This window comes from Streptomyces sp. NPDC031049, assembly GCF_055571015.1.
The window spans coordinates 116,796-137,438 of sequence record NZ_JBVIGC010000001.1 but is presented as its reverse complement, the minus strand read 5'-3'; the positions used below and the strand labels follow the sequence as shown (position 1 = coordinate 137,438).

At 72.7% G+C, this 20,643-nt stretch carries 17 protein-coding genes; 8 read left to right on the top strand and 9 right to left on the bottom strand.

Annotated features, from left to right (window positions below; translation table 11 throughout):
• The first annotated feature begins 173 nt into the window (after positions 1-173).
• Positions 174-383: a helix-turn-helix domain-containing protein gene (locus ACZ45Q_RS00620; RefSeq protein ID WP_055417899.1), complete on the top strand. Its 210-nt coding sequence runs from the start codon at positions 174-176 to the stop codon at positions 381-383.
• The gene (locus tag ACZ45Q_RS00615; protein ID WP_468253597.1) at positions 383-949 is read left to right on the top strand and encodes a Clp protease N-terminal domain-containing protein; all 567 of its coding nucleotides are present in this window, start codon (positions 383-385) and stop codon (positions 947-949) included. Before ACZ45Q_RS00620 ends, ACZ45Q_RS00615 begins: the two co-directional genes overlap by 1 nt.
• A 202-nt stretch (positions 950-1,151) precedes the next feature.
• Here the strand turns inward: ACZ45Q_RS00615 and ACZ45Q_RS00610 are convergent, their stop codons facing one another.
• From ACZ45Q_RS00610 to ACZ45Q_RS00575, 8 genes are all read right to left on the bottom strand, one after another.
• Positions 1,152-2,207: a PadR family transcriptional regulator gene (locus tag ACZ45Q_RS00610; protein ID WP_468253596.1), complete on the bottom strand. Its 1,056-nt coding sequence runs from the start codon at positions 2,205-2,207 to the stop codon at positions 1,152-1,154.
• A gap of 1 nt (position 2,208) precedes the next feature.
• Positions 2,209-3,201: a DUF4097 family beta strand repeat-containing protein gene (locus ACZ45Q_RS00605; protein WP_468253595.1), complete on the bottom strand. Its 993-nt coding sequence runs from the start codon at positions 3,199-3,201 to the stop codon at positions 2,209-2,211.
• Between the two features lie 343 nt (positions 3,202-3,544).
• Positions 3,545-3,724 (bottom strand): DUF6104 family protein, encoded by a 180-nt coding sequence (locus tag ACZ45Q_RS00600; protein ID WP_028420339.1) that lies wholly within the window; start codon positions 3,722-3,724, stop codon positions 3,545-3,547.
• Positions 3,725-3,825: 101 nt separating this feature from the next.
• Positions 3,826-7,662 (bottom strand): multifunctional oxoglutarate decarboxylase/oxoglutarate dehydrogenase thiamine pyrophosphate-binding subunit/dihydrolipoyllysine-residue succinyltransferase subunit, encoded by a 3,837-nt coding sequence (locus tag ACZ45Q_RS00595; protein ID WP_468253594.1) that lies wholly within the window; start codon positions 7,660-7,662, stop codon positions 3,826-3,828.
• Between the two features lie 280 nt (positions 7,663-7,942).
• The gene (locus tag ACZ45Q_RS00590; protein WP_468253593.1) at positions 7,943-9,052 is read right to left on the bottom strand and encodes a sensor histidine kinase; all 1,110 of its coding nucleotides are present in this window, start codon (positions 9,050-9,052) and stop codon (positions 7,943-7,945) included.
• Entirely contained in the window at positions 9,049-9,786 is a 738-nt protein-coding gene (locus tag ACZ45Q_RS00585) for a response regulator transcription factor (RefSeq protein WP_468253592.1), read from the bottom strand. Before ACZ45Q_RS00585 ends, ACZ45Q_RS00590 begins: the two co-directional genes overlap by 4 nt.
• A 126-nt stretch (positions 9,787-9,912) precedes the next feature.
• A complete protein-coding gene (locus ACZ45Q_RS00580) occupies positions 9,913-10,602 on the bottom strand; it encodes a spermidine synthase family protein (protein ID WP_468253591.1) in 690 nt (229 codons plus the stop codon).
• Positions 10,603-10,737: 135 nt separating this feature from the next.
• Complete coding sequence (locus ACZ45Q_RS00575) at positions 10,738-11,394, bottom strand: GNAT family N-acetyltransferase (RefSeq protein ID WP_468253590.1); 657 nt, start codon at positions 11,392-11,394, stop codon at positions 10,738-10,740.
• A gap of 175 nt (positions 11,395-11,569) precedes the next feature.
• Between ACZ45Q_RS00575 and lon the strand changes: the two genes are divergently transcribed.
• Both lon and ACZ45Q_RS00565 read left to right on the top strand, forming a co-directional pair.
• Positions 11,570-13,993: an endopeptidase La gene (lon, locus tag ACZ45Q_RS00570; protein WP_468253589.1), complete on the top strand. Its 2,424-nt coding sequence runs from the start codon at positions 11,570-11,572 to the stop codon at positions 13,991-13,993.
• A gap of 213 nt (positions 13,994-14,206) precedes the next feature.
• Positions 14,207-14,701 carry a MarR family winged helix-turn-helix transcriptional regulator gene (locus ACZ45Q_RS00565; protein WP_468253588.1) on the top strand — a complete coding sequence of 165 codons (495 nt, stop codon included), beginning with the start codon at positions 14,207-14,209 and terminating at the stop codon, positions 14,699-14,701.
• 205 nt (positions 14,702-14,906) lie between these two features.
• Here the strand turns inward: ACZ45Q_RS00565 and ACZ45Q_RS00560 are convergent, their stop codons facing one another.
• Positions 14,907-15,698: a protein phosphatase 2C domain-containing protein gene (locus tag ACZ45Q_RS00560; protein ID WP_468253587.1), complete on the bottom strand. Its 792-nt coding sequence runs from the start codon at positions 15,696-15,698 to the stop codon at positions 14,907-14,909.
• A 400-nt stretch (positions 15,699-16,098) separates the two neighbouring features.
• Here ACZ45Q_RS00560 and ACZ45Q_RS00555 point away from each other — a divergent pair, with 400 nt between their 5' ends.
• From ACZ45Q_RS00555 to ACZ45Q_RS00540, 4 genes are read left to right on the top strand one after another with little or no spacing between them, the layout of a single operon-like run.
• Positions 16,099-19,086 carry a sensor histidine kinase gene (locus ACZ45Q_RS00555; RefSeq protein ID WP_468253586.1) on the top strand — a complete coding sequence of 996 codons (2,988 nt, stop codon included), beginning with the start codon at positions 16,099-16,101 and terminating at the stop codon, positions 19,084-19,086.
• Positions 19,083-19,586 carry a roadblock/LC7 domain-containing protein gene (locus ACZ45Q_RS00550; protein WP_468253585.1) on the top strand — a complete coding sequence of 168 codons (504 nt, stop codon included), beginning with the start codon at positions 19,083-19,085 and terminating at the stop codon, positions 19,584-19,586. The genes ACZ45Q_RS00555 and ACZ45Q_RS00550 overlap by 4 nt, the downstream gene beginning before the upstream one ends.
• Positions 19,586-20,005, top strand: a complete 420-nt coding sequence (locus ACZ45Q_RS00545; RefSeq protein WP_468253584.1) for a DUF742 domain-containing protein — start codon at positions 19,586-19,588, stop codon at positions 20,003-20,005. Before ACZ45Q_RS00550 ends, ACZ45Q_RS00545 begins: the two co-directional genes overlap by 1 nt.
• Positions 19,986-20,639 (top strand): GTP-binding protein, encoded by a 654-nt coding sequence (locus ACZ45Q_RS00540; protein WP_468253583.1) that lies wholly within the window; start codon positions 19,986-19,988, stop codon positions 20,637-20,639. The genes ACZ45Q_RS00545 and ACZ45Q_RS00540 overlap by 20 nt, the downstream gene beginning before the upstream one ends.
• Positions 20,640-20,643 lie beyond the last annotated feature (4 nt).

Below are 20,643 nucleotides of genomic sequence, written 5' to 3'. Positions count from 1 at the left end.
CTGAGGAACTGCTGAGGTCTCGTCGGGTTCTCGCCCGCTTCGGGTGACGGCGGGCCGGGGTGTGCTGCCCCGGTCCGCCGTTCGTCGTTCCCGGGGCCTTACGCCGTCGGTCACCGGCCCCTGTGCTGTCAACGTTGGTTGACAGCACAGGGGTGTCAACGTACGTTGACATCATGAGCGAAGCAACGGATCTCGCCGCGCGTGCCGGTGACCGTGATCCGAGGGTCGGGCTGCGGGCGGTCGCCGCGCTGCGGAGGCTGCTGGAGCAGCTCGAGGCGGTGCAGGTGCGCAGCGCGCGCAACCAGGGCTGGTCGTGGCAGGAGATCGCCACGGAACTCGGGGTGAGCAGGCAGGCCGTGCACAAGAAGTACGGGAGGCATTGATGTTCGAGCGGTTCACGAAGGACGCCCGTGCGGTGGTGAAGGGGTCCGTCGAGCTGGCCGAAGGGGCGGGCGCGCGGACGGTGGAGGCCGGGCATCTGCTGCTGGCGCTGCTGGACCGCGAGGGCAGCCGCGCCTCGTTCGCCCTGGCCGCGCTGGGGCTCGCCGGTGCGCGGAGGGAGTCGGTGCGGCGGGCGCTGGACGAGGCGCGGCGGCGGGCCGGGCTCTCGCAGGCGGAGGCCGACGCCCTCGCCGGACTGGGGATCGACGTCGCGGAGGTCGTCGCCCGCGTCGAGGAGGCGCACGGCGTCGGGGCGATGTCCGGGGGCCGGAAGGACCGGGGGTGGTGGTCGGGGCGGACCGTCTTCGGGCGCGACGCCAAGGACGTGCTCGAGCAGGCCCTGCGGGTCGCGCTCGGCCGCCGCGATCGGCACATCGGGGACGAGCACATCCTCCTCGCCCTGACCGTCCGCCCCGGCGTACCCGCCGAGGTCCTCGCGGACCACGGCGTCACCCACGAGTCCCTGACCCGGGTGCTGGGCGGGGAGGGCGAGGCGAAGGCCGGCTGAGGGAGGGGGCCCGAGGGAGGCTGAGGCAGGCGGGCGGAGGAAGGGGCGGGGCCGGGCGAGGGCGGCAGATCAGGGGCGGGGGAGGACAGCAGATCAGGGGCGGGGGAGGGCGGCAGAGCAGGAGCGGGGGAGGAGGCGGGCCGGCGTGGCCCCGGTCCGGCCCCCTCCTCGGCCGCACGGACGCGTCGGCGGCGCCCCAGGCTCAGAGTTTGGGGCCGCGCAGCAGGGCTCCGATGTGGGCCGCCGCCGTGGACAGATGGCGGCGGGCGTCGCGGAGCTGGTCGGGCGTGACGCCGTGGTCGCGGGCCGCGTCGCGGATCTCGTCGCGGAAGCGGTCCAGCAGCCGGTCCAGGTCGCGGGCCGGGTCACCGGTGGACTCGGCGGCGCCCTCCCGCGCCCAGGGCGGCATGTAGTCGGCCGGGAAGTCCTCGGGGGTCTCGGAGTATTCCGCGTGGGCGGTCGCGGTGTCCGCCGTCCCTTCGGCGCGGCCCCGGCCGAAGTCCTTGCCGAACTCGCCGAACTCCTTGGCCAGTTCCGCCAGCCCCTCGCGCAGCCCGGTCGGCCAGTCGCCGCGGGCGAAGTGGTCCTGCACCTGCTCCTGGACCCGCCGGGCGATGCGCTGCACCTCCTCCTGGGCCTGGGCGCGGGCCCGCTCCTGCGCCTCCTTGGCCTGTCGCCGCGCCCGCTGCGCCTCCTCGCGGGCCCGGCGGCTCTCGTCCTTGGCCCGCCGCGCCTGCTCCTTCCACTCCTGCTTGACGCGCCGCATCTCGTCCTTGGCGACGCGCCAGGCCTCCTTGTCGCCGACGTCCGCGAAGTCGCCGAAGTCCCCGAAGACACCGCCCTCGGCGCGGCCCCCGGCCGCCGGGTCCCGGCGGGCCTCGGAGGCCGCCGCCCGCATCTCCCGGCGGAGGTCGCCCGCGGCGCCCCGCACATCGGCCCGGATCTCGGCGGCCAGCTCGGCGACCGACTCCCGGATCTCCAGCTCCAGATCGGCCAGCTCACCGCTGCGCTCGGCCAGTTCGGCACGGCCGGCGTCGGTGATGGAGTAGACCTTGCGGCCGCCCTCCGTGGCGTGGGTGACCAGCCCCTCGGCCTCCAGCTTCGCCAGCCGGGGGTAGACCGTGCCCGCCGAGGGGGCGTACAGGCCCTGGAAGCGCTCTTCGAGGAGGCGGATCACCTCGTAGCCGTGGCGCGGGGCCTCGTCGAGCAGCTTCAGGAGGTAGAGGCGGAGGCGTCCGTGGGCGAAGACGGGGGGCATGTCAGAGCACCTTCTTGTCGGTCGGGCCGTCGGCCGGGGCACCCGCGGCGCCCGCGTCCCGGCCGGCAACGGAATTGTCCCCCGAGTCGTCCTGTGCGCCGTCCCGCGGCCGGCCCGCGTCACCGGGGTCCGCCGGAGCGTCGGCCGGCGGCTCGTCGGCCGGCGGCCCCACGTCCCAGGGCTCCTCCTCCGTGGGCGGGCGGCGCAGGAGCGCGATCGAACCGGAGACCGTGGTCGCCTTGAGTCTGCCGTTGCCCGCGCCGAGCCGGCCGGTGATCCGCTTGGCGCCCCACTGGCCGGTGACCCGGAGGTCCTCGAAGGCGCTGGAGACCGCGCCGCTCGCCGTGTTGGCCTCCACTCGGGCGTCGGGCGGGTGCGGCAGCCTGATGGCGATCTCCCCCGAGACGCTGGCCAGGCCGATGTCGGTGGGGTGCCCCGCCGGATCGAGATCCACGATCATCGAACCGCTCACCGAGTCGGCGCGGACGGAGGAGCCCGCCTCCACGACCGTCAGGTCCCCGGAGACCGAGTTGAAGCGCAGATCCCCGGTGAGGGCCTGGGCTTCCAGGCTCCCGGACACCGTGTCCGCGCGCACCGGGCCCGCGAGGCCCACCAGTGTGGTGTCGCCCGAGACGCCCCTCACCTCCGTGCGCCCCTCGATGCCGGAGACGAAGGCCGCGGCGCCGACGACGCCCACCTCGACCCGGGTGCCCGCCGGGACGGCCAGGGAGACCACGGCGCTGCGACGCCAGCCCTTGCGGTCCAGCCACTTGAGGAAGCCCTTCCAGGGCAGGTCCTCGTAGGCCACCGTGAGTGTGCTGCCCTGCTGGGTGACGATGAGGGGCGGGCCCTCGATCTCGGAGACCTCCAGGCGGGCGGAACTGTCTTCCGTGCCCACCACGTTCACCGTTCCGTTGACGATGCGTACCTGGAGGGTGCTCACGGGGGTGTCGAAGGTGAGCTTGCTGGCCTCGGTGACGGACCACTGGGACATCGGGCAGACCTCCTGAGACCAACGCGCCATATCGCGTCCTGCCCTATTCACGATATATCGCGCCCTCGGAAAGTCAAGACACCCGTATTGGTGATCAGTGACGCGTGGTGGCGGTCGGTTTCTCCTGGCTTGTGACTGTGCCGAGAGGCTGTGCGTGCGCAGTTACGGCTGTCTGCCGAGGGGTGCCCTTGCGTCGGGCGCCGTGGTCTGGGGGCGCTGCCCGCTGCGGGGCGCCGCTGCGCCCACCCGTGCCGCCCCAGCGGCACGACTGCCCGCAGCTACGGCCGACGGCTCGACTGTTCGCGGCTGCGGCGGCCGGCTGCGCGGCTGTCCGCCGGCGGGGTTACTCGTCGTCCTCGTCGTCCAGGCGGGCCAGCCACGTCGCCAGGCGTTCCACCGGGACCTCGAAGTCCGGGTTGAGGTCGACGAACGTCCGCAGTTGCTCGGCGAGCCACTCGAAGGTGATCTCCTCCTCGCCGCGCCGCTTCTCCAGTTCCTCGATGCCACGGTCGGTGAAGTACATGGGCTCAAGGATAAGTGGGCGCAAAGGACCGGGCCGCACCCCCGGCAAGGGGATGCGGCCCGGTCAGGCGTGGTGCGCGGCGGCGGAGGCCGCCGGTCCGGTTACGCCTCGAACACCTCGCGCACCAGCTGCTCCTGCTCCGCCTGGTGCCGCTTGGCGGAACCGACGGCCGGTGACGAGCTGTGCGGGCGCGAGATGCGGCGCAGGCGCTCGCCGTGCGGGACGTCGGCACCGACGGCCAGGTCCAGGTGGTCGATCAGGTTGAGCGCGATGAACGGCCAGGCACCCTGGTTCGCCGGCTCCTCCTGCGCCCACAGGTACTTCTCGGCGTTCGGGTACTTCGCGATCTCCGCCTGGAGCTCGGTACCCGGCAGCGGGTACAGGCGCTCGATGCGGATGATCGCCGTGTCCGTCACGCCGCGCTTCTGCCGCTCGGCCTCCAGGTCGTAGTAGACCTTGCCGGCGCAGAAGACGACCTTCTTGACCGCGGCCGGGTCGACGGAGTCGTCGCCGATGACCGGGCGGAACTGGCCGGTGGTGAACTCCTCCGCCTTCGAGGCCGCCGCCTTCAGGCGCAGCATCGACTTCGGCGTGAAGACGACCAGCGGCTTGTGGTGCGGGTTGTGCACCTGCCACCGCAGGAGGTGGAAGTAGTTCGACGGGAGCGTCGGCATCGCGACCGTCATGTTGTTCTGGGCGCAGAGCTGGAGGAACCGCTCCGGGCGGGCCGAGGAGTGGTCCGGACCCTGGCCCTCGTAGCCGTGCGGCAGGAGCAGGACCACACCGGAGGTCTGGGCCCACTTCTGCTCCGCCGACGAGATGAACTCGTCCACGACCGTCTGCGCGCCGTTGACGAAGTCGCCGAACTGCGCCTCCCACATCACCAGCGCGTTCGGGCGGGCCAGCGAGTAGCCGTATTCGAAGCCCATCGCCGCGTACTCGGAGAGCAGGGAGTTGTAGACGTTGTACCGGGCCTGGTCCTCGGACAGGTACAGCAGCGGCGTGAACTCCTCGCCGGTCTCCCGGTCGATGACCACCGCGTGCCGCTGGCCGAAGGTGCCGCGCTGGGAGTCCTGGCCGGCCAGGCGGACCGGGACGCCCTCCAGCAGCAGCGAGCCGACGGCGAGGGTCTCGCCCATGCCCCAGTCGATCGTGCCGTCCTCGACCATGGCCGCCCGGCGCTGGAGCTGCGGCAGCAGGCGCGGGTGGATCGTGATGTGGTCGGGGATGTTGACCTGGGACTCGGCGATCCGCTTGACGACCTCGCTGGACACCGCGGTGTTCACGGCGACCGGGAACTCCGCCTGCGGGTCGGAGGGCTCCGTGGCCGACGGCTGCGAGGTGGCCTCGCGGACCTCGGTGAAGACCTTCTCCAGCTGGCCCTGGTAGTCCTGGAGCGCCTGCTCGGCCTCCTCCAGGGTGATGTCGCCGCGACCGATGAGGGACTCGGTGTAGAGCTTGCGCACCGAGCGCTTCTTGTCGATCAGGTCGTACATCAGCGGCTGGGTGAAGGCCGGGTTGTCCGACTCGTTGTGACCGCGGCGGCGGTAGCAGATGAGGTCGATCACCACGTCCTTGTTGAAGGCCTGGCGGAACTCGAAGGCCAGTCGCGCCACACGGACGCAGGCCTCCGGGTCGTCGCCGTTGACGTGGAAGATCGGGGCCTCGATCATGCGCGCCACGTCCGTGGCGTACATCGACGAGCGGGAGGACTCCGGGGCGGCCGTGAAGCCGACCTGGTTGTTGATGACGATGTGGACCGTGCCGCCGGTGCGGTAGCCGCGCAGCTGCGACATGTTCAGGGTCTCGGCCACGACGCCCTGGCCCGCGAAGGCCGCGTCGCCGTGGATCGCCACCGGCAGGACGGTGAAGTCCGTGCCGCCCTTGTTGATGATGTCCTGCTTGGCGCGGGCGACGCCCTCCAGGACCGGGTCGACCGCCTCCAGGTGGGAGGGGTTGGCGACCAGGGAGACGTTGATCTGCTCGCCGTCCAGGCCGGTGAAGGTGCCCTCGGCGCCCAGGTGGTACTTCACGTCACCGGAGCCGTGCATCGACTTCGGGTCGAGGTTGCCCTCGAACTCGCGGAAGATCTGCGCGTACGACTTGCCGACGATGTTGGCGAGGACGTTCAGCCGGCCGCGGTGGGCCATGCCGATGACGACCTCGTCCAGGCGGGACTCGGCGGCCGAGTCCAGCACCGCGTCGAGCAGCGGGATGACGGACTCGCCGCCCTCCAGGGAGAAGCGCTTCTGGCCGACGTACTTCGTCTGGAGGAAGGTCTCGAAGGCCTCCGCGGCGTTGAGCCGGCGCAGGATGCGCAGCTGCTCCTCGCGCTCCGGCTTGGAGTGCGGGCGCTCCACCCGGTCCTGGATCCACTTGCGCTGCTTGGGGTCCTGGATGTGCATGAACTCGATGCCGGTGGTGCGGCAGTACGAGTCGCGCAGGACGCCGAGGATGTCGCGCAGCTTCATCATCGACTTGCCGGCGAAGCCGCCGACGGCGAACTCGCGCTCCAGGTCCCACAGGGTGAGCCCGTGCTCGGTGATGTCCAGGTCGGGGTGCTTGCGCTGCTGGTACTCCAGCGGGTCGGTGTCGGCCATGACGTGGCCGCGGACCCGGTAGGAGTGGATCAGCTCGAAGACGCGGGCGGCCTTCGTGACGTCGTCGTCGTGCGAGGCGTCGATGTCCTTGAGCCAGCGGACCGGCTCGTAGGGGATGCGCAGGGCCTCGAAGATCTCGTCGTAGAAGCGGTTCTCGCCGAGCAGGAGGTTGGCGACCTGGCGCAGGAACTCGCCGGACGCGGCGCCCTGGATCACCCGGTGGTCATACGTCGACGTGAGCGTCATGACCTTGGAGACGCCCAGCTTGTTGAGCGTGTCCTGGCTGGTGCCCTGGAACTCGGCCGGGTAGTCCATGGAGCCGACGCCCATGATCACCGACTGGCCCGGCATCAGGCGCGGAACCGAGTGGACGGTGCCGAGGCCGCCGGGGTTGGTCAGGGAGACCGTGACGCCGGTGAAGTCGTCCATCGTCAGCTTGTTGTCGCGGGCGCGACGGACGATGTCCTCGTAGGCCTGCCAGAACTCGAAGAAGTTCAGCGTCTCGGCCTTCTTGATCGCCGCGACGACCAGCTGGCGGTCGCCGTTCGGCTTGACCAGGTCGATGGCGAGGCCGAGGTTGACGTGGTCGGGCTTGACCAGGGTCGGCTTGCCGTCCTTGATCTGGTACGACCAGTTCATCGACGGCATCGCCTTGATCGCCTGCACCATCGCGTACCCGATGATGTGCGTGAAGGAGATCTTCCCGCCGCGGGCGCGCTTGAGGTGGTTGTTGATGACGATGCGGTTGTCGAACAGCAGCTTCACCGGAACGGCGCGGACGGACGTGGCCGTCGGCATCTCCAGCGAGGCGTCCATGTTCTTGGCGACGGCCGCGGCGGGACCGCGCAGCGTGACCAGCTCCGGGCCCTCGGTGGACTCCGCGGCGCCCTTGCCGGCGTCCTTGGCGGGCGCGGCCTTGGCCTGGGCCTTGGCGGCGGGCTTCGCCTGCGGCGCGGCCGGGGCCGCGGGAGCCGCCTGGGCGGGCTTGGCGGCCTGCGCGGCGGGCTTCGGCTCGGCGGCCGGCTGAGCGGCGGGGGCCGGGGCGGCCTGCTGCGCCGGGGCGGCCGGGGCCTGCGCCTGGGCCGGCCGCGCGGCGCCGGTGGTCTCCGCGGCCCCCGTGGCCGCCTTCCCCGACGCAGCCTGGGCGGCGGCCGCCCCCGGCTTGTAGTCGGCGAAGAAGTCCCACCAGGCTCGGTCCACCGAATTGGGGTCCTGGAGGTACTGCTGATAGATCTCGTCGACGAGCCACTCATTGGGACCGAACGCGGCCGCGGGGTTCTTGCCCGCTTGGTCGGTGTCGGTCGAGATGCTCGAGTTACTGGGGGACTGTGGCGACACGGCGGCAACCGCCCTCTTCCGCTTCACAAGGTGATGGACAGCGGGAATAAAGGCTACGCCTCCCGGACCGAGAAGGTCAGGCCGGGCCCGTTCATCGTCGCGTAAGTCACATCTCAGGGCGCGTTTCGGGCTCGGAAATGGCGGGAAACAAGCGAGGTTCCGGCCACGAGGGATGGGGGTACCCGCACCCGGCGCGGGGCCCGCGCGGGCCTGTGCCTGATCACACGTGTCCGTCAGCGCGGACGCCGATGGATCTTGAGGCTCCGCTTCGAACTTTACGTCAACTTGGCACAGATTGCTGACCCGGAAGGGTGACAAGAATCCGGCAACCTCGCTCGGATTCGGCCACGCCGATCCGGCCGCCGTGCAGGTCCACCGCCCACCGCGCGATCGCCAGGCCCAGCCCCGTGCCGCCGTCGCTGCCGGGACCGTGCGGCCGGCTGACCGACCCGCGGTTGAACCGCTCGAAGACCCGGTGCCACTCGGAGCGCGGAATGCCGGGGCCCTCGTCCAGGACCTCCAGCTCCAGCGACTCCGGCAGCGCCCCGCGCCGCGCCCTGACCGTCACCCGGCCGTGCGGCGGGCTGTGCTTGACCGCATTGTCGATGAGGTTGGCGACGACCTGGTGGATGCGCTCGGGGTCGGCGTGCGCGGTCAGCTCCGGCGGGGTGACGTCGAGGTGGAGATGGACGTCGGTGCGGGTGTGGCTGCCGGAGCCGGAGGCGATGCCCGCGCGGGCGGAGGCGACCATGTTGGCCTCCTTCAGCACCCCGGACAGGTACGGCCACACCTCGAAGCGCCGCTGGCGCAGCGGTACGACGCCGTTGTCGAGGCGGGAGAGGTCCAGCAGCGTCTCCACCAGCCGGCCGAGCCGCTCGGTCTGCCGCAGCGCCGTGCGCATGGTCTCGGGGTCGGCCTCGGTGACGCCGTCGACGATGTTCTCCAGCACCGCGCGCAGGCCCGCGATGGGGGTGCGCAGCTCGTGCGAGACGTTGGCCACCAGCTCCTTGCGCTGCCGGTCCTGAGCCTCCAGGTCGTCGGCCATGCGGTTGATGGTGACGGCCAGGTCGCCCAGTTCGTCCCGGCGGTTCTCGCGCACCCGGCGCGTGTAGTCGCCGTGCGAGATGGACCGGGCCACCGCGTTCATCTCGTCCAGCGGCGCGGTCAGCGAGTGCGCCACGAACTGGGTGATCAGCAGCGTGGCGATCATGGAGAAGACCGTGATGAAGCGCAGCTCGGTCTTGGTGTGCACCGCGATCACCGACAGACCGGTGGTGATCAGCACCGAGGTGACGACCAGGGCGCCCAGCTTGGTCTTGATCGAGAACGGGCGTACACCGCCCCACGGGTCCCGGGGGCTCCTCCGTGCGGCCTGCCGCCCCTGGCTCATGGCGTCGGCGTCTCCAGCGCGTACCCCACGCCGTGCACCGTACGGATCCGCTCGGCGCCGATCTTCCGGCGCAGCGCCTTGATGTGGCTGTCGACGGTCCGGGTCCCGGAGGCGTCCGCCCAGTCCCACACCTCGGCCAGCAGCTGCTCGCGGGAGAGCACCGCGCGGGGGGTGTTCGCCAGGCACACCAGCAGGTCGAACTCGGTGGGCGTGAGGTGGACGTCCTCGCTGCGCACCCGCACCCGGCGCTGGGCGTGGTCGATCTCCAGCTCGCCCAGGCGCAGGATGCCGCTGCGCGGGGTGCTGGCGGCGAGGGCGGCGCGCTCCACCCGGCGCAGCAGCACGTGCACGCGTGCGGCCAGCTCCCGCATGGAGAACGGCTTGGTCATGTAGTCGTCGGCGCCGACGCCCAGCCCGACCAGCATGTCCGTCTCGTCGTCGCGGGCGGTGAGCATCAGCACCGGCACCGGGCGGGCGGCCTGGACGCGGCGGCAGACCTCCAGCCCGTCGAAGCCGGGCAGCATGATGTCGAGGATCAGCAGGTCGGGCTGCCAGGCCTCGGCCGTGTCGACGGCGGCCGGGCCGTCGCCCGCCGTTTGCACCAGGAATCCCTCGGCGCGCAGGCGGGTCGCGATGGCGTCGACGATCGTCTGGTCGTCCTCGACCACGAGCACCCGGCGCTGTGCGCCCGGGGTCGCCGCCGTGCCGCTGTGGGAGGTCTGTGTCTGCTCCATCGCCCGCCCCTGAAGGTGTGCTGTGCCGGAATCCGTGGGGTGATCCCTCGTCCGCGCATGACTGCGCGCTTGACGCTTGAATGACCGCGTCAGGTCAGCAGCGTACGGGGACCCGCGGGGCCATTGCTATCCAGGTCCGACGCCGAGATGCACGACGTCCGGAACGCCCCGGGCAACGGGGATCTCTTCGGTACGCACCTGCCGGAACCCGGCATTACGCAAGGTTTCTTCGAATTCCGGAGACGGCTGTGCCGACCACACGGCGAGCACTCCGCCGGGGCTCAACACCCGTGCGCAGGCGGCCAGTCCGGCCGGTGCGTACAGGGCGCCGTTGTCTTCGGTGACGGTCCAGCCGGGGCCGTTGTCGATGTCGAGGCACAGGGCGTCGTACGTGGCGGACGTCTCATTGACGTACTCCGTCAGGTCCGCCTCGACGATGTCCGTGCGGGGGTCGGCCAGGGCCTCGCGGGTGAGGCCGGACAGCGGGCCGGTGCGATGCCAGTCGACGACGGCCGGTTCGCGCTCGACGACCGTGATGCGGCCCCAGCGGGAATTCGCGGCCGCATGCGCCAGCGAGAAGCCGACGCCCAGGCCGCCGATCAGTACGCGCGGCGCCGGCCGGCGGCGGCCGGTGGCGTCCAGGGCGGTGAGCGCCGCGTCGACGAGCCGGCGTTCCGAGCGGCCGTCGGAGGTGTCCATCAGGAAGCAGCCGTTGGCGATGATCTGGAGCAGCCGGCCGTGCCGGCGCAGCACGACCTCGCCGTAGGGGCCTTCACGACGGTCCAGGACTTCGGGAATGTCGTACGTGAGGGACATCCCGTCATCCTGGCACTTCGGCGGCCGTCCGGTGCCCGAACGGCGAACTCCAGGTGAGGCAGGGAGGACTACACGGGGCGACTTCACGGCGGGACTCCACGGCGGGACTTCACGGAGCGGCTTCCCGGCGCGGCTTCACGGCGCACTGTGCGGGGTGCGCTTCGCGCTGGTGAGCGGGGCGCGCACCCGCCAGCCCAGCGTCTCGTACAGCGCCCGCCCGTCCGCCGTCCCCGCCAGCACCCCCGTCTCGGCGCCCTGTTCCACCGCGGCCCGGTGCAACGTGCGCATGACGAAGGCGCCGAGGCCGCGGCGGCGGTGCGCGGCGGCGGTCTCGATCTGGTCGGCGACCGCGGTCGCACCGGTCGGGGCGATCTGCCCGCGGGCGGCCCAGGAGCCGTCGGGCGCGGCGACGGCCACCCGTACGACGCCGCCCCGGCTCCACACGCGCGCCCGGTAGCCCTCGGGGAGGGCGGGCCCGTCGAGGGCCGCCGTCAGCGGGGCGGTCATGAGGTAGCCGGGCTCGGGGTCGATCCACCAGTCCGGGCCGAGGGCGGCGGCGACCTCGTCCGGGTCCCGGAAGACCTTCAGCCAGACGCCCGCGCCGGTCACCGTGTCCGCGACCTTGCGCACGTCCGCCAGGTCCACCGCGTCGCCCGTCGCCGCGAACACATGCCGGGTGACGTGGTGCTCGAGGCCGACGTCGATCGTGCAGCCCCATGGCTCGATCACGGGCGGTGCCGCCATGCGGGAGACGACCCAGCCGTCCACCCAGTCCCTCACGATGCCGTCCATCGCCCACCCCCGTAATGACTGACCAGCGCACTCGCCTATTACTGCCGTCACTCTACGGGGCCGGTCGGGCGCCGCGGCAGCGGTGATCGCCGAGAGCGAACACCCCGGAGGGAACAATCGCCGGCCGCCAAGCATTGAGTCGGCATAACTCAACTTGACTGCCGAAGGGGAGATCATGGCTGCTGAGTCCACGGAGTTCACACCGCTCACCCTGCCCGTGCTGCCGCTCGACGACGAGGTGGTGCTGCCGGGGATGGTGGTCCCCTTGGACCTGAGCGACTCCGAGGTCCGCGCCGCGGTGGAGGCCGCCGAAGCCGCCGCCCGGTCCGAGCCCGGCAAGCCGCGGGTGCTGCTCGTGCCCCGCATCGACGGCACGTACGCGAAGACCGGTGTGCTGGGCACGGTCGAGCAGGTCGGCCGGCTGGCCGGCGGCGACCCGGGCGCCCTCATCCGTGGCCGCGGCCGGGTGCGGATCGGCGCCGGCACCACCGGGCCCGGCGCCGCGCTGTGGGTCGAGGGCACCCGGATCGACGAGAGCGTGCCCGACCCGCTGCCCGGCCAGATCGCCGAACTGGTGAAGGAGTACAAGGCGCTCGCCACCGCCTGGCTGCGCAAGCGCGGCGCCTGGCAGGTCGTGGACCGCGTCCAGGCCATCGACGACGTCTCCGCGCTCGCCGACAACTCCGGCTACTCGCCGTTCCTGACCACCGACCAGAAGATCGAGCTGCTGGAGACCGCCGACCCGGTCGCCCGCCTGCGGCTCGCCACCAGGCACCTGCGCGACCACCTCGCCGAGCAGGACGTCGCCGAGACCATCGCCAAGGACGTCCAGGAGGGCGTGGACAAGCAGCAGCGCGAGTTCCTGCTGCGCCGTCAGCTCGAAGCCGTCCGCAAGGAGCTGCGCGAGCTGAACGGCGAGAAGGAGGGGGAGGAGTCCGACGACTACCGGGCACGCGTCGAGGCGGCCGATCTCCCCGAGAAGGTCCGCGAAGCCGCCCTGAAGGAGGTCGACAAGCTGGAGCGCGCCTCCGACCAGTCGCCGGAGGGCTCCTGGATCCGCACCTGGCTCGACACCGTCCTCGAACTGCCGTGGAACGAACGCACCGAGGACGCCTACGACATCCAGGGCGCCAAGGCCGTCCTGGACGCCGAGCACGCGGGTCTGGACGACGTCAAGGAGCGGATCACCGAGTACCTCGCGGTCCGCAAGCGGCGCGCCGACCGGGGCCTCGGCGTCGTCGGCGGCCGGCGCGGCGGCGCGGTGCTCGCCCTGGTGGGCCCGCCCGGCGTCGGCAAGACCTCCCTGGGCGAGTCCGTCGCCCACGCGATGGGCCGCAAGTTCGTCCGCGTCGCCCTCGGCGGCGTCCGGGACGAGGCCGAGATCCGCGGCCACCGGCGCACGTACGTCGGCGCGCTGCCCGGCCGGATCGTGCGCGCGGTCAAGGAGGCCGGGTCGATGAACCCGGTCGTCCTGCTGGACGAGATCGACAAGGTCGGCTCGGACTTCCGCGGCGACCCGGCGGCCGCCCTCCTGGAGGTCCTCGACCCGGCCCAGAACCACACCTTCCGGGACCACTACCTGGAGGTGGAGCTGGACCTGTCCGACGTCGTCTTCCTGGCCACCGCCAACGTCCTGGAGTCCATCCCGCAGGCTCTGCTCGACCGCATGGAGCTGGTCCGGCTCGACGGCTACACCGAGGACGAGAAGATCGTCATCGCCCGGGACCACCTGGTGCCGCGCCAGCTGGAGCGGGCCGGGCTGGACAAGGACGAGGTCACCGTCGACGAGGGCGCGCTGCGCAAGCTGGCCGGCGAGTACACGCGCGAGGCCGGCGTGCGCAACCTGGAGCGGTCCGTCGCCCGGCTGCTGCGCAAGGTCGCGGCCCGGCACGAACTGGGCGAACAGGAGCTGCCGTTCACCGTCACCGCGGACCACCTGCGCGGCCTGATCGGCCGGCCGCACCACGTGCCCGAGTCCGCCCAGGACCCGGCCGAGCGCCGCACGTCGGTGCCGGGCGTGGCCACCGGCCTGGCGGTCACCGGAGCGGGCGGCGACGTGCTGTACGTCGAGGCGTCCCTCGCCGACCCGGAGACGGGCGCGGCGGGCCTGACGCTGACCGGCCAGCTCGGCGACGTGATGAAGGAGTCGGCGCAGATCGCGCTGAGCTTCCTGCGCAGCCACGGCGCCGAACTGGAACTGCCGGTGGGCGACCTGAAGGACCGGGGCGTGCACATCCACTTCCCGGCGGGCGCGGTGCCCAAGGACGGCCCGAGCGCCGGCATCACCATGACCACGGCCCTCGCCTCGCTGCTGTCGGGCCGGCTGGTCCGCACGGACGTGGCGATGACCGGCGAGGTCTCGCTGACCGGCCGGGTGCTGCCGATCGGCGGGGTGAAGCAGAAGCTGCTCGCGGCGCACCGGGCGGGCATCACCACGGTCGTCATCCCCAAGCGCAACGAGCCCGACCTGGACGACGTCCCGGCCGAGGTGCTGGACAAGCTCGACGTCCACACCGTGACCGACGTCCGCCAGGTGCTGGAGCTGGCCCTGGCCCCGGCCACGCAGGGGGCCGAGCCGGAGGTTCCGGTGGCCGCGTGACGGAGGCCGCCGGACGAGGGCGGGCCCCGGGTCCCGTGAGGGAGGCCCGGGGCCCGCCCGTGCGCCGGCCCGCGTCCTGGCCGCGGCCCGTAGGGCGTGCCGGGGCCGGGAGCCGCCGTCGGCCCCCACCTGCGAAATACTTGCCGGGCTGCGGCGACGACGGCGGGCCGCGGTGACCTTCAGCAGAACCGGACGACCGAGGCAGGGGCTGACGTGCACGAGGACGGAAACGGCGGCGGACGGGAGGCCGAACCCCAGCGGCCCGCACGCGGTGTGGACCAGCCCGAGTTCCTGGCCCTGGAGCGCGAGCTGACGGTACTGCTGCGCCGGGCCCGGGCCAACCAGGGCGAGATGGCCCGGGAGGTCCACCCGGACCTGGAGTCGTCGGCGTACGGCCTGCTGGTCCGGCTGGGGGAGTGCGGCGGCCAGCGGGCCACCGAACTCGCCGCCTTCGTCGGCGTGGGGAAGGCGACGATGTCCCGCCAGCTGCGCGCCCTGGAGGACCTCGGGCTCGTCACCCGCGAGCCCGACCCCGCCGACGGACGCGCCTGGCTGATCACCCTCACCCAGGAGGGACACGACCGGGTCAGCCGGGTGCGCGAGGCCCGCCGAGCCCGCTACGCCCGCCGGCTCGCCGACTGGGACCCGAAGGCGGTCGCGGAGCTGGCCCGGCTGCTGCACGAGCTGAACCGCGGCATGGAGAGGTGAACCGCGGCGTGGGGGAGTGCACCGCGGCGTGGAGTGAACCGCGGCATGGGGGAGTGCACCGCGGCGTGGAGTGAACCGCGGCATCGGAGAAGTGGACCCGCGGCCTGGGGAAGCGGCCCCGCGGCATGCAGTGAACCGCAGTCTGGGGAAGCGGACCCGCGGCAGGGAAGAGGCGGCCGGGCGACGCGGGCTCCGCCCGGCCGGTTCACAGCTCGGCGTAGACCGCCGTCGCGTCGTCGTGCGTCTTGCTCCGCCCCAGCAGGGGCCGGCCCGCGTCCGCGTCCGCCCGTTCCAGCTCCCGCACCCGGTCCACCAGCGCCCGCGCCCCGTCCTTGCGCACCAGCCCGAGGCAGTCCGCCCAGTCCCCTTCACGGAACCGCTCCACCCAGCGCGCCGCCCCGTCCGTCAGGGCGAGCAGCGAGCGCACCTCCTCGCGCGGCAGCGCACCGGTCACCGCCCGGGACGCGACCGCCGGGTCGGCGGCGGCAGTGAAGAAGCCGCCCTCCTTGTTGCGCAGGCCGGCGTCGATCAGTTCGTCCGAGGCCAGGGCCGAGCGGGGCAGCCGGGCCAGCCGGTCGTCGAGGACGGCCGTGACCGTGCCGTCGGGGGACTCCAGCAGCAGTGCGGAGTCGGACAGCACCAGGTACTCCACCGACCGCGGGGACCAGCGCGCCAGGACGACCGTCGCCTGAGGCGTCCGAGGGTGAGAAAGCTCACAGCTTGCGGCGTGTGCCTCGGCGGTACGCGCGATGGCACGGGACAGGGCGTCGGCGAGGGGAACATCCGGGAGTGAAACGGTCAGTTCGGTCAGCGCACCGCCGAGGCGCGCCGTGAACCAGGGAACGGAATGCAGACAGCCCGTCCCGCCCCTCGGCGGCGTCACCCCGTCCAGCACGACGAGCGAGCCGCCCTGTCCGGAGGCCGGAAGCCCGACGCTCGCGAAGTCCTCGTTGGGCCATTCGGCGTCGCCCGGCCGCGAGATGAGTTCCGTACGCATCAGGCCAGTCTGCACGACCCCTTCACACCGCCCGCAAAAGGCCGGTGAACATCCCGGGAGCCCCGCAGCCGTGCAGGTCAGGCGCCGGGTTTGGGCTGGAATGCTGCACTCCGGGCGCGGGCGGCGGCAAATACTGCCACCGCCCGCCGCCCACGTCCAACCGGCGCGCCGCCGCGGCCCGTCGCACAGGCCACCGGAACTTGCCCCCCAACTCCCGTCCGATGTTCACTCCTTCGAGTGGCGGGTCAGGCGATGTGTGTGCGCCGCCCACCGGCACTGGGAGGGTCGGGGACCGGTGAGGGGCCGCCCCCGCTCCTGCCGAGAGCTTGGGGGAGGGTGTACGCACCGGCCGGTCGGCTGACGGAGCGCCACCCAGGCCCACGGGTACACGAGTTCAGGAATGCGAGCACCGGTGCAGAAGACGCGGCCTCGTCGCACAGGCAAGCAGAAGGTCCCCGCAGGGGGCACCCCCGGCACCTCCGAGGCCACCGGCGCTCCCGTCGGCAGGGGGCGCCCGACCCATGTGCGCAACCGCCTCATCGTCGCCGTCGCGGTCGTGGCCGCCGCCATCGCCGGGGCCGGCACCCCGTCGGTGGTCGCCGCCTCGGGGCAACTCCACGACTCCCAGGAACTGGTGACGCTGGCCGAGCAGACCCAGAGCGCGCTCACCCTCGCGCACTCCCTGGCCGACGAGCGCGACGAGGTCACCCCGTACATCGCCGCGGGGCGCCCCGAGTCCAAGGCGCCCTCGGAGCAGCGCAGCGCCCGCGTGGACCGGCAGGTGGAGGAGTTGCGCGCGGACGGTGACACGCCCGCCGCGCTGCGCGAGGACCTCGACGCGATCGCCGCGCTGCGCCGCGCCGCGCTCACCGGCAAGAGCACCGCGCTCGAAGCCCACCAGGCGTACTCCAAGTCCATCGCGGAACTGCACGCGCTCGCCGAGAAGCTGGCCGAGGAGATGCCGCCCCGCGCGGGCTCCGGCGCGCACGCCCTCGCCGACCTGGACACCGCCGTCCAGCAGGCCGCCGCCTCCCGGGGCCTGCTCCTCGCGGCGCTGGCGGTGCCGCGCAGCACCCAGACCGTCATCGACCCGGTCACCGGCCTGCCGACCGAGACCAGCACCTCCTCCGACGCCGACGCCGCGCAGCGCGACGCCCTCGCCGCCGCCGCGCAGCAGGCCCGCGTCCGCTCGGACGCCGCCCTCGCCGACTTCCGCGACAGCGCCCCCGAGCGGGCCCGCGACTCCTACGCCGCGACGGTCACCGGGCCCGAGGTCGACTCCGCCGAGAAGTACCTGGCCGCCCTCACCGACCAGCCCACCCTCTCCGACGACGACCTCGAGACCAGCACCAAGAGGCTCCAGGCCGCGCTCTCCGCCCGTATCGAGGCCATGCGCGGCGCGGAGTCCGCCCTCTACGAGCGGCGCACCGAGGCGCTGGAGCAGCTCCGCGACGACGACGTCACCGCGCTGGAGATCCGCATCGCCGTCCTCGGCGCGCTGATGCTGCTCGCCGTCGGCATCGCCACCGCCATGGCCCGCACCCTCACCCGCCCGCTGTCGGTGCTGCGCCGCGGCTCCGCCCGGCTGGCGCAGGCCGAGAACCCGGCGGCGGAGGAACCCGTCTCCTTCACCGGGCGCAACGACGAGTTCGCCGAGGCCGTGCGCTCCGTCAACGCCCTGCACGCCCAGGCCGTCGCCCTCGCCGAGCGGGTCACCACGCTGGAGGCCGACCGCAAGCACCTGGTCGCCCAGCGGCAGAAGATGGCCGACGCCCGCGAGGAGCTGCGCGGTGAACTCGCCGAGTCCGCGGCCCAGCTGAAGGTGCTCCGCAAGAGCATCAACGGCACCTTCGTCAACCTCGCCCTGCGCACCCTCGGCCTGGTGGAGCGTCAGCTCGCCGTCATCGAGGGCCTGGAGGAGCGCGAACAGGACCCCGAGCGCCTGTCCACCCTGTTCAAGCTCGACCACTTCGCCACGGTCATGCGCCGGCACAGCGAGAACCTCCTGGTCCTGGCCGGCACGGAGCATGTGCAGCACAGCGCCGGGCCGGTGCCGCTGGTCGACGTCGTCCGGGCCGCGGTCAGCGAGATCGAGCGCTACGAGCGGGTCCGCATCGCCGCCCTGCCGCCGCACGCGCACATCGCGGGCTTCGCCGCCGACGACCTCTCCCACCTGCTGGCCGAGCTGATGGAGAACGCCACCTCCTTCTCCCCGCCCGACCTGCCCGTCGAGGTCTCCGGCTGGCTGCTGGAGAACGGCGAGGTCATGCTCTCCGTCCAGGACGAGGGCATAGGGATGGCCGACGAGCGGCTGGAGCGGCTCAACGCCCGGCTCGCCGACGTCGACCCGGAGGCGCCCTACGACCAGGAGGGCGAGGACGGACTCGGGCTCGGCCTGTACGTCGTGGCCCGCCTCGCCCACCGGCACGGCGCGCGCGTGCAGCTGCGCGAGCAGAAGCAGGGCGGGGTCGCCGCCGTCGTCGTCCTGCCCAAGACGCTGCTCGCCGCGGCGCCGCCCGCCGCCGTCGCCCCGTCGGCGCCGGTGTCCGACGGCACCGGCACCTTCTCCCTGCCGGGCGCCGACGCCGAGGCCAACTCCAACGTCCTGCACGGGCGCTCGGAGGGCGACGACCCGCTGGTGTCGCTGGCGGAGCGGGCGGTACGGCGGTCGGAGCGGTCGGAGGCGGCGCAGACCCCGGACACGCCGGAGACGCCGGCGAGGTCCGAGGCCCCGCAGCCGGCGCCCGCCGTCGAGGAGCCGGGTGACCGGGCGCCGTCCGGGACCGGCCGCGAGCCGGCGCCCGGGGCGGAGCGGGAGGACGTGCCGCACGAGCCGGCCGTCCCCCCGGAGAGCCCGGCCGAGACGACGATGGAACTGCTCATCCCGGCCCAGGCCCCGGCGCCGGAGCGCGAGACCGACCCCGCGCCGGCCCCCGGCACCGAACACGGGACCACGCCCGGCACCGAACGCGGGACCACGCCCGGCACCGAACACGGGACCACGACCGGCACCGGCACCCACGCCGCGCCCGCACCGGACGCCGCCGAGGCCGAACCCGCGCACGCCCGCGTCCCCGACGAGGGCGAGGAACCGGTCACCGACAAGGGCCTGCCCAAGCGGACGCCCAAGATCAGCGCGCCCGCGGAGGCGCCCCGCGCCCGCACGGGTTCCGTCGACGCCGAGGCGCTGCGCCGTCGGCTGGGCGGCTTCCACCGGGGGGCCCGGGCCGGTTACCGGGACGTCGAGGCGGAGATCGCCGAACGCACCGCCGGGCACCGCAGGCCGGACGCCGCGGGGGACTCGGGCACCGCCGGCCCGGACACCGGCACCACAGCAGGCACAACCGAAGAAGCCACGGGGGGCACTGTCGAGGAGGCAAGCAGTTGACCGCGCCCAGTACCTTCGGACTGAGCAGTGAAGCCCGCAATCTCCACTGGCTGCTGAACAACCTCGTCGAGGAGGTGCCCGGCATCCTCTCGGTCGCGGTGGTCTCCTCCGACGGTCTGCTCCTGCTCTCCTCCGACCAGGAGAGCAACGACGCCGCACGCCAGGCGGCACAGGGAGAGCGGCGCACCGGCCCGCGCGGCTCCTCCGCCGACCTCGCCACCATCGTCTCCGGCATCGGCAGCCTGACGATCGGCGCCGCCAAGCTCATGGACTCCGGCGCCGTGAAGCACACGATGGTCGCGATGGACGAGGGCAGCCTGTTCGTCATGTCGATCAGCGACGGCTCGCTGCTCGGCGTGCACGGCTCCGCGGACTGCGACATGAGCGTCGTGGCGTACCACATGGCGCTGTTCGTGGGCCGGGCCGGCCATGTGCTGACCCCGGAACTCCGCAGTGAGCTCCGCAAGTCCCTGGAGTCCCAGTCGTCGGGGAGTGCCTGATGAGCAGTAGTCCCAGGAAGACCCTTCCGGTGCGCGGAGCGGACCGCAAACCCGCACGGGTGCGCCCGTACTCGCTCACCGGCGGCCGGACGCGGTTCGGCCATGTGCTCCTGGTGGAGACGTTCGTGGCGGCGACCGCCGCGATCGAGGCCGCCGACGAGCGCAAGGAACTGACGAGTGCGCCGCTGACCCGGGTGATGCCGGAGATGCGGGCCATCGTCGAACTGTGCCGCCGGATGCGTACGGTGGCCGAGATCGCCGCGCTGCTGAAGATGCCGCTCGGCGTGGTCCGCGTCCTCCTCAGCGACCTCGCGGACCAGGGAAAGATCCGTGTATACGGAACCGGAACCGGCCATGGCACGGGCCGTCCGGACCGCGCTCTGCTGGAAAGGGTGCTGAGTGGACTCCGTCGTCTCTGACGCCGCCTCCTACGCCGCCTCCCGCGGCGGATCCCCGCTCGTCGACACCGACGAGCCGTCACAGCCCTGGCAGACGGACCGCACCCGGGCCCCGATCGCGACGAAGATCGTGGTGGCGGGCGGCTTCGGTGTCGGCAAGACCACGCTGGTCACCTCCGTCTCGGAGATCACGCCTCTGCAGACCGAGGCGCTGATGACCGAGGCGAGCGAGGAGACCGACGACCTCACCGCCACCCCGGGCAAGCTCACCACCACCGTGGCCATGGACTTCGGCCGCATCACGCTCGACGACGACCTGGTGCTCTACCTGTTCGGCACGCCGGGCCAGCAGCGGTTCTGGTTCATGTGGGACGACCTGGTGCGCGGCGCGATCGGCGCCGTCGTCATGGCCGACACCCGCCGGCTGAAGGACTGCTTCCCGGCGCTGGACTACTTCGAGAGCTGCGGACTGCCGTACGTCGTGGCGGTGAACCACTTCGACGGCAGCCGGCTGTTCGAGCCGGAGGATGTGCGGGAGGCGTTGACGATCCCGAAGCACATACCTGTAATGATCATGGATGCGCGCCGCCGGATCTCCGTGATCGAGACCCTCCTGGCTCTCGTCGGCCACGCGCTCGACGAAACACCCGAGTAGACCC

Bases quoted from the DNA above. Each gene is read 5' to 3' on its own strand.
- ACZ45Q_RS00615 (WP_468253597.1), top strand. From the start codon at position 383: ATGTTCGAGCGGTTCACGAAGGACGCCCGTGCGGTGGTGAAGGGGTCC.
- ACZ45Q_RS00590 (WP_468253593.1), bottom strand. From the start codon at position 9,052: ATGAGCCAGGGGCGGCAGGCCGCACGGAGGAGCCCCCGGGACCCGTGG.
- ACZ45Q_RS00610 (WP_468253596.1), bottom strand. From the start codon at position 2,207: ATGCCCCCCGTCTTCGCCCACGGACGCCTCCGCCTCTACCTCCTGAAG.
- lon (WP_468253589.1), top strand. From the start codon at position 11,570: ATGGCTGCTGAGTCCACGGAGTTCACACCGCTCACCCTGCCCGTGCTG.
- ACZ45Q_RS00555 (WP_468253586.1), top strand. From the start codon at position 16,099: ATGCGAGCACCGGTGCAGAAGACGCGGCCTCGTCGCACAGGCAAGCAG.
- ACZ45Q_RS00545 (WP_468253584.1), top strand. From the start codon at position 19,586: ATGAGCAGTAGTCCCAGGAAGACCCTTCCGGTGCGCGGAGCGGACCGC.
- ACZ45Q_RS00575 (WP_468253590.1), bottom strand. From the start codon at position 11,394: ATGGACGGCATCGTGAGGGACTGGGTGGACGGCTGGGTCGTCTCCCGC.
- ACZ45Q_RS00560 (WP_468253587.1), bottom strand. From the start codon at position 15,698: ATGCGTACGGAACTCATCTCGCGGCCGGGCGACGCCGAATGGCCCAAC.
- ACZ45Q_RS00600 (WP_028420339.1), bottom strand. From the start codon at position 3,724: ATGTACTTCACCGACCGTGGCATCGAGGAACTGGAGAAGCGGCGCGGC.
- ACZ45Q_RS00585 (WP_468253592.1), bottom strand. From the start codon at position 9,786: ATGGAGCAGACACAGACCTCCCACAGCGGCACGGCGGCGACCCCGGGC.
- ACZ45Q_RS00605 (WP_468253595.1), bottom strand. From the start codon at position 3,201: ATGTCCCAGTGGTCCGTCACCGAGGCCAGCAAGCTCACCTTCGACACC.
- ACZ45Q_RS00620 (WP_055417899.1), top strand. From the start codon at position 174: ATGAGCGAAGCAACGGATCTCGCCGCGCGTGCCGGTGACCGTGATCCG.
- ACZ45Q_RS00580 (WP_468253591.1), bottom strand. From the start codon at position 10,602: ATGTCCCTCACGTACGACATTCCCGAAGTCCTGGACCGTCGTGAAGGC.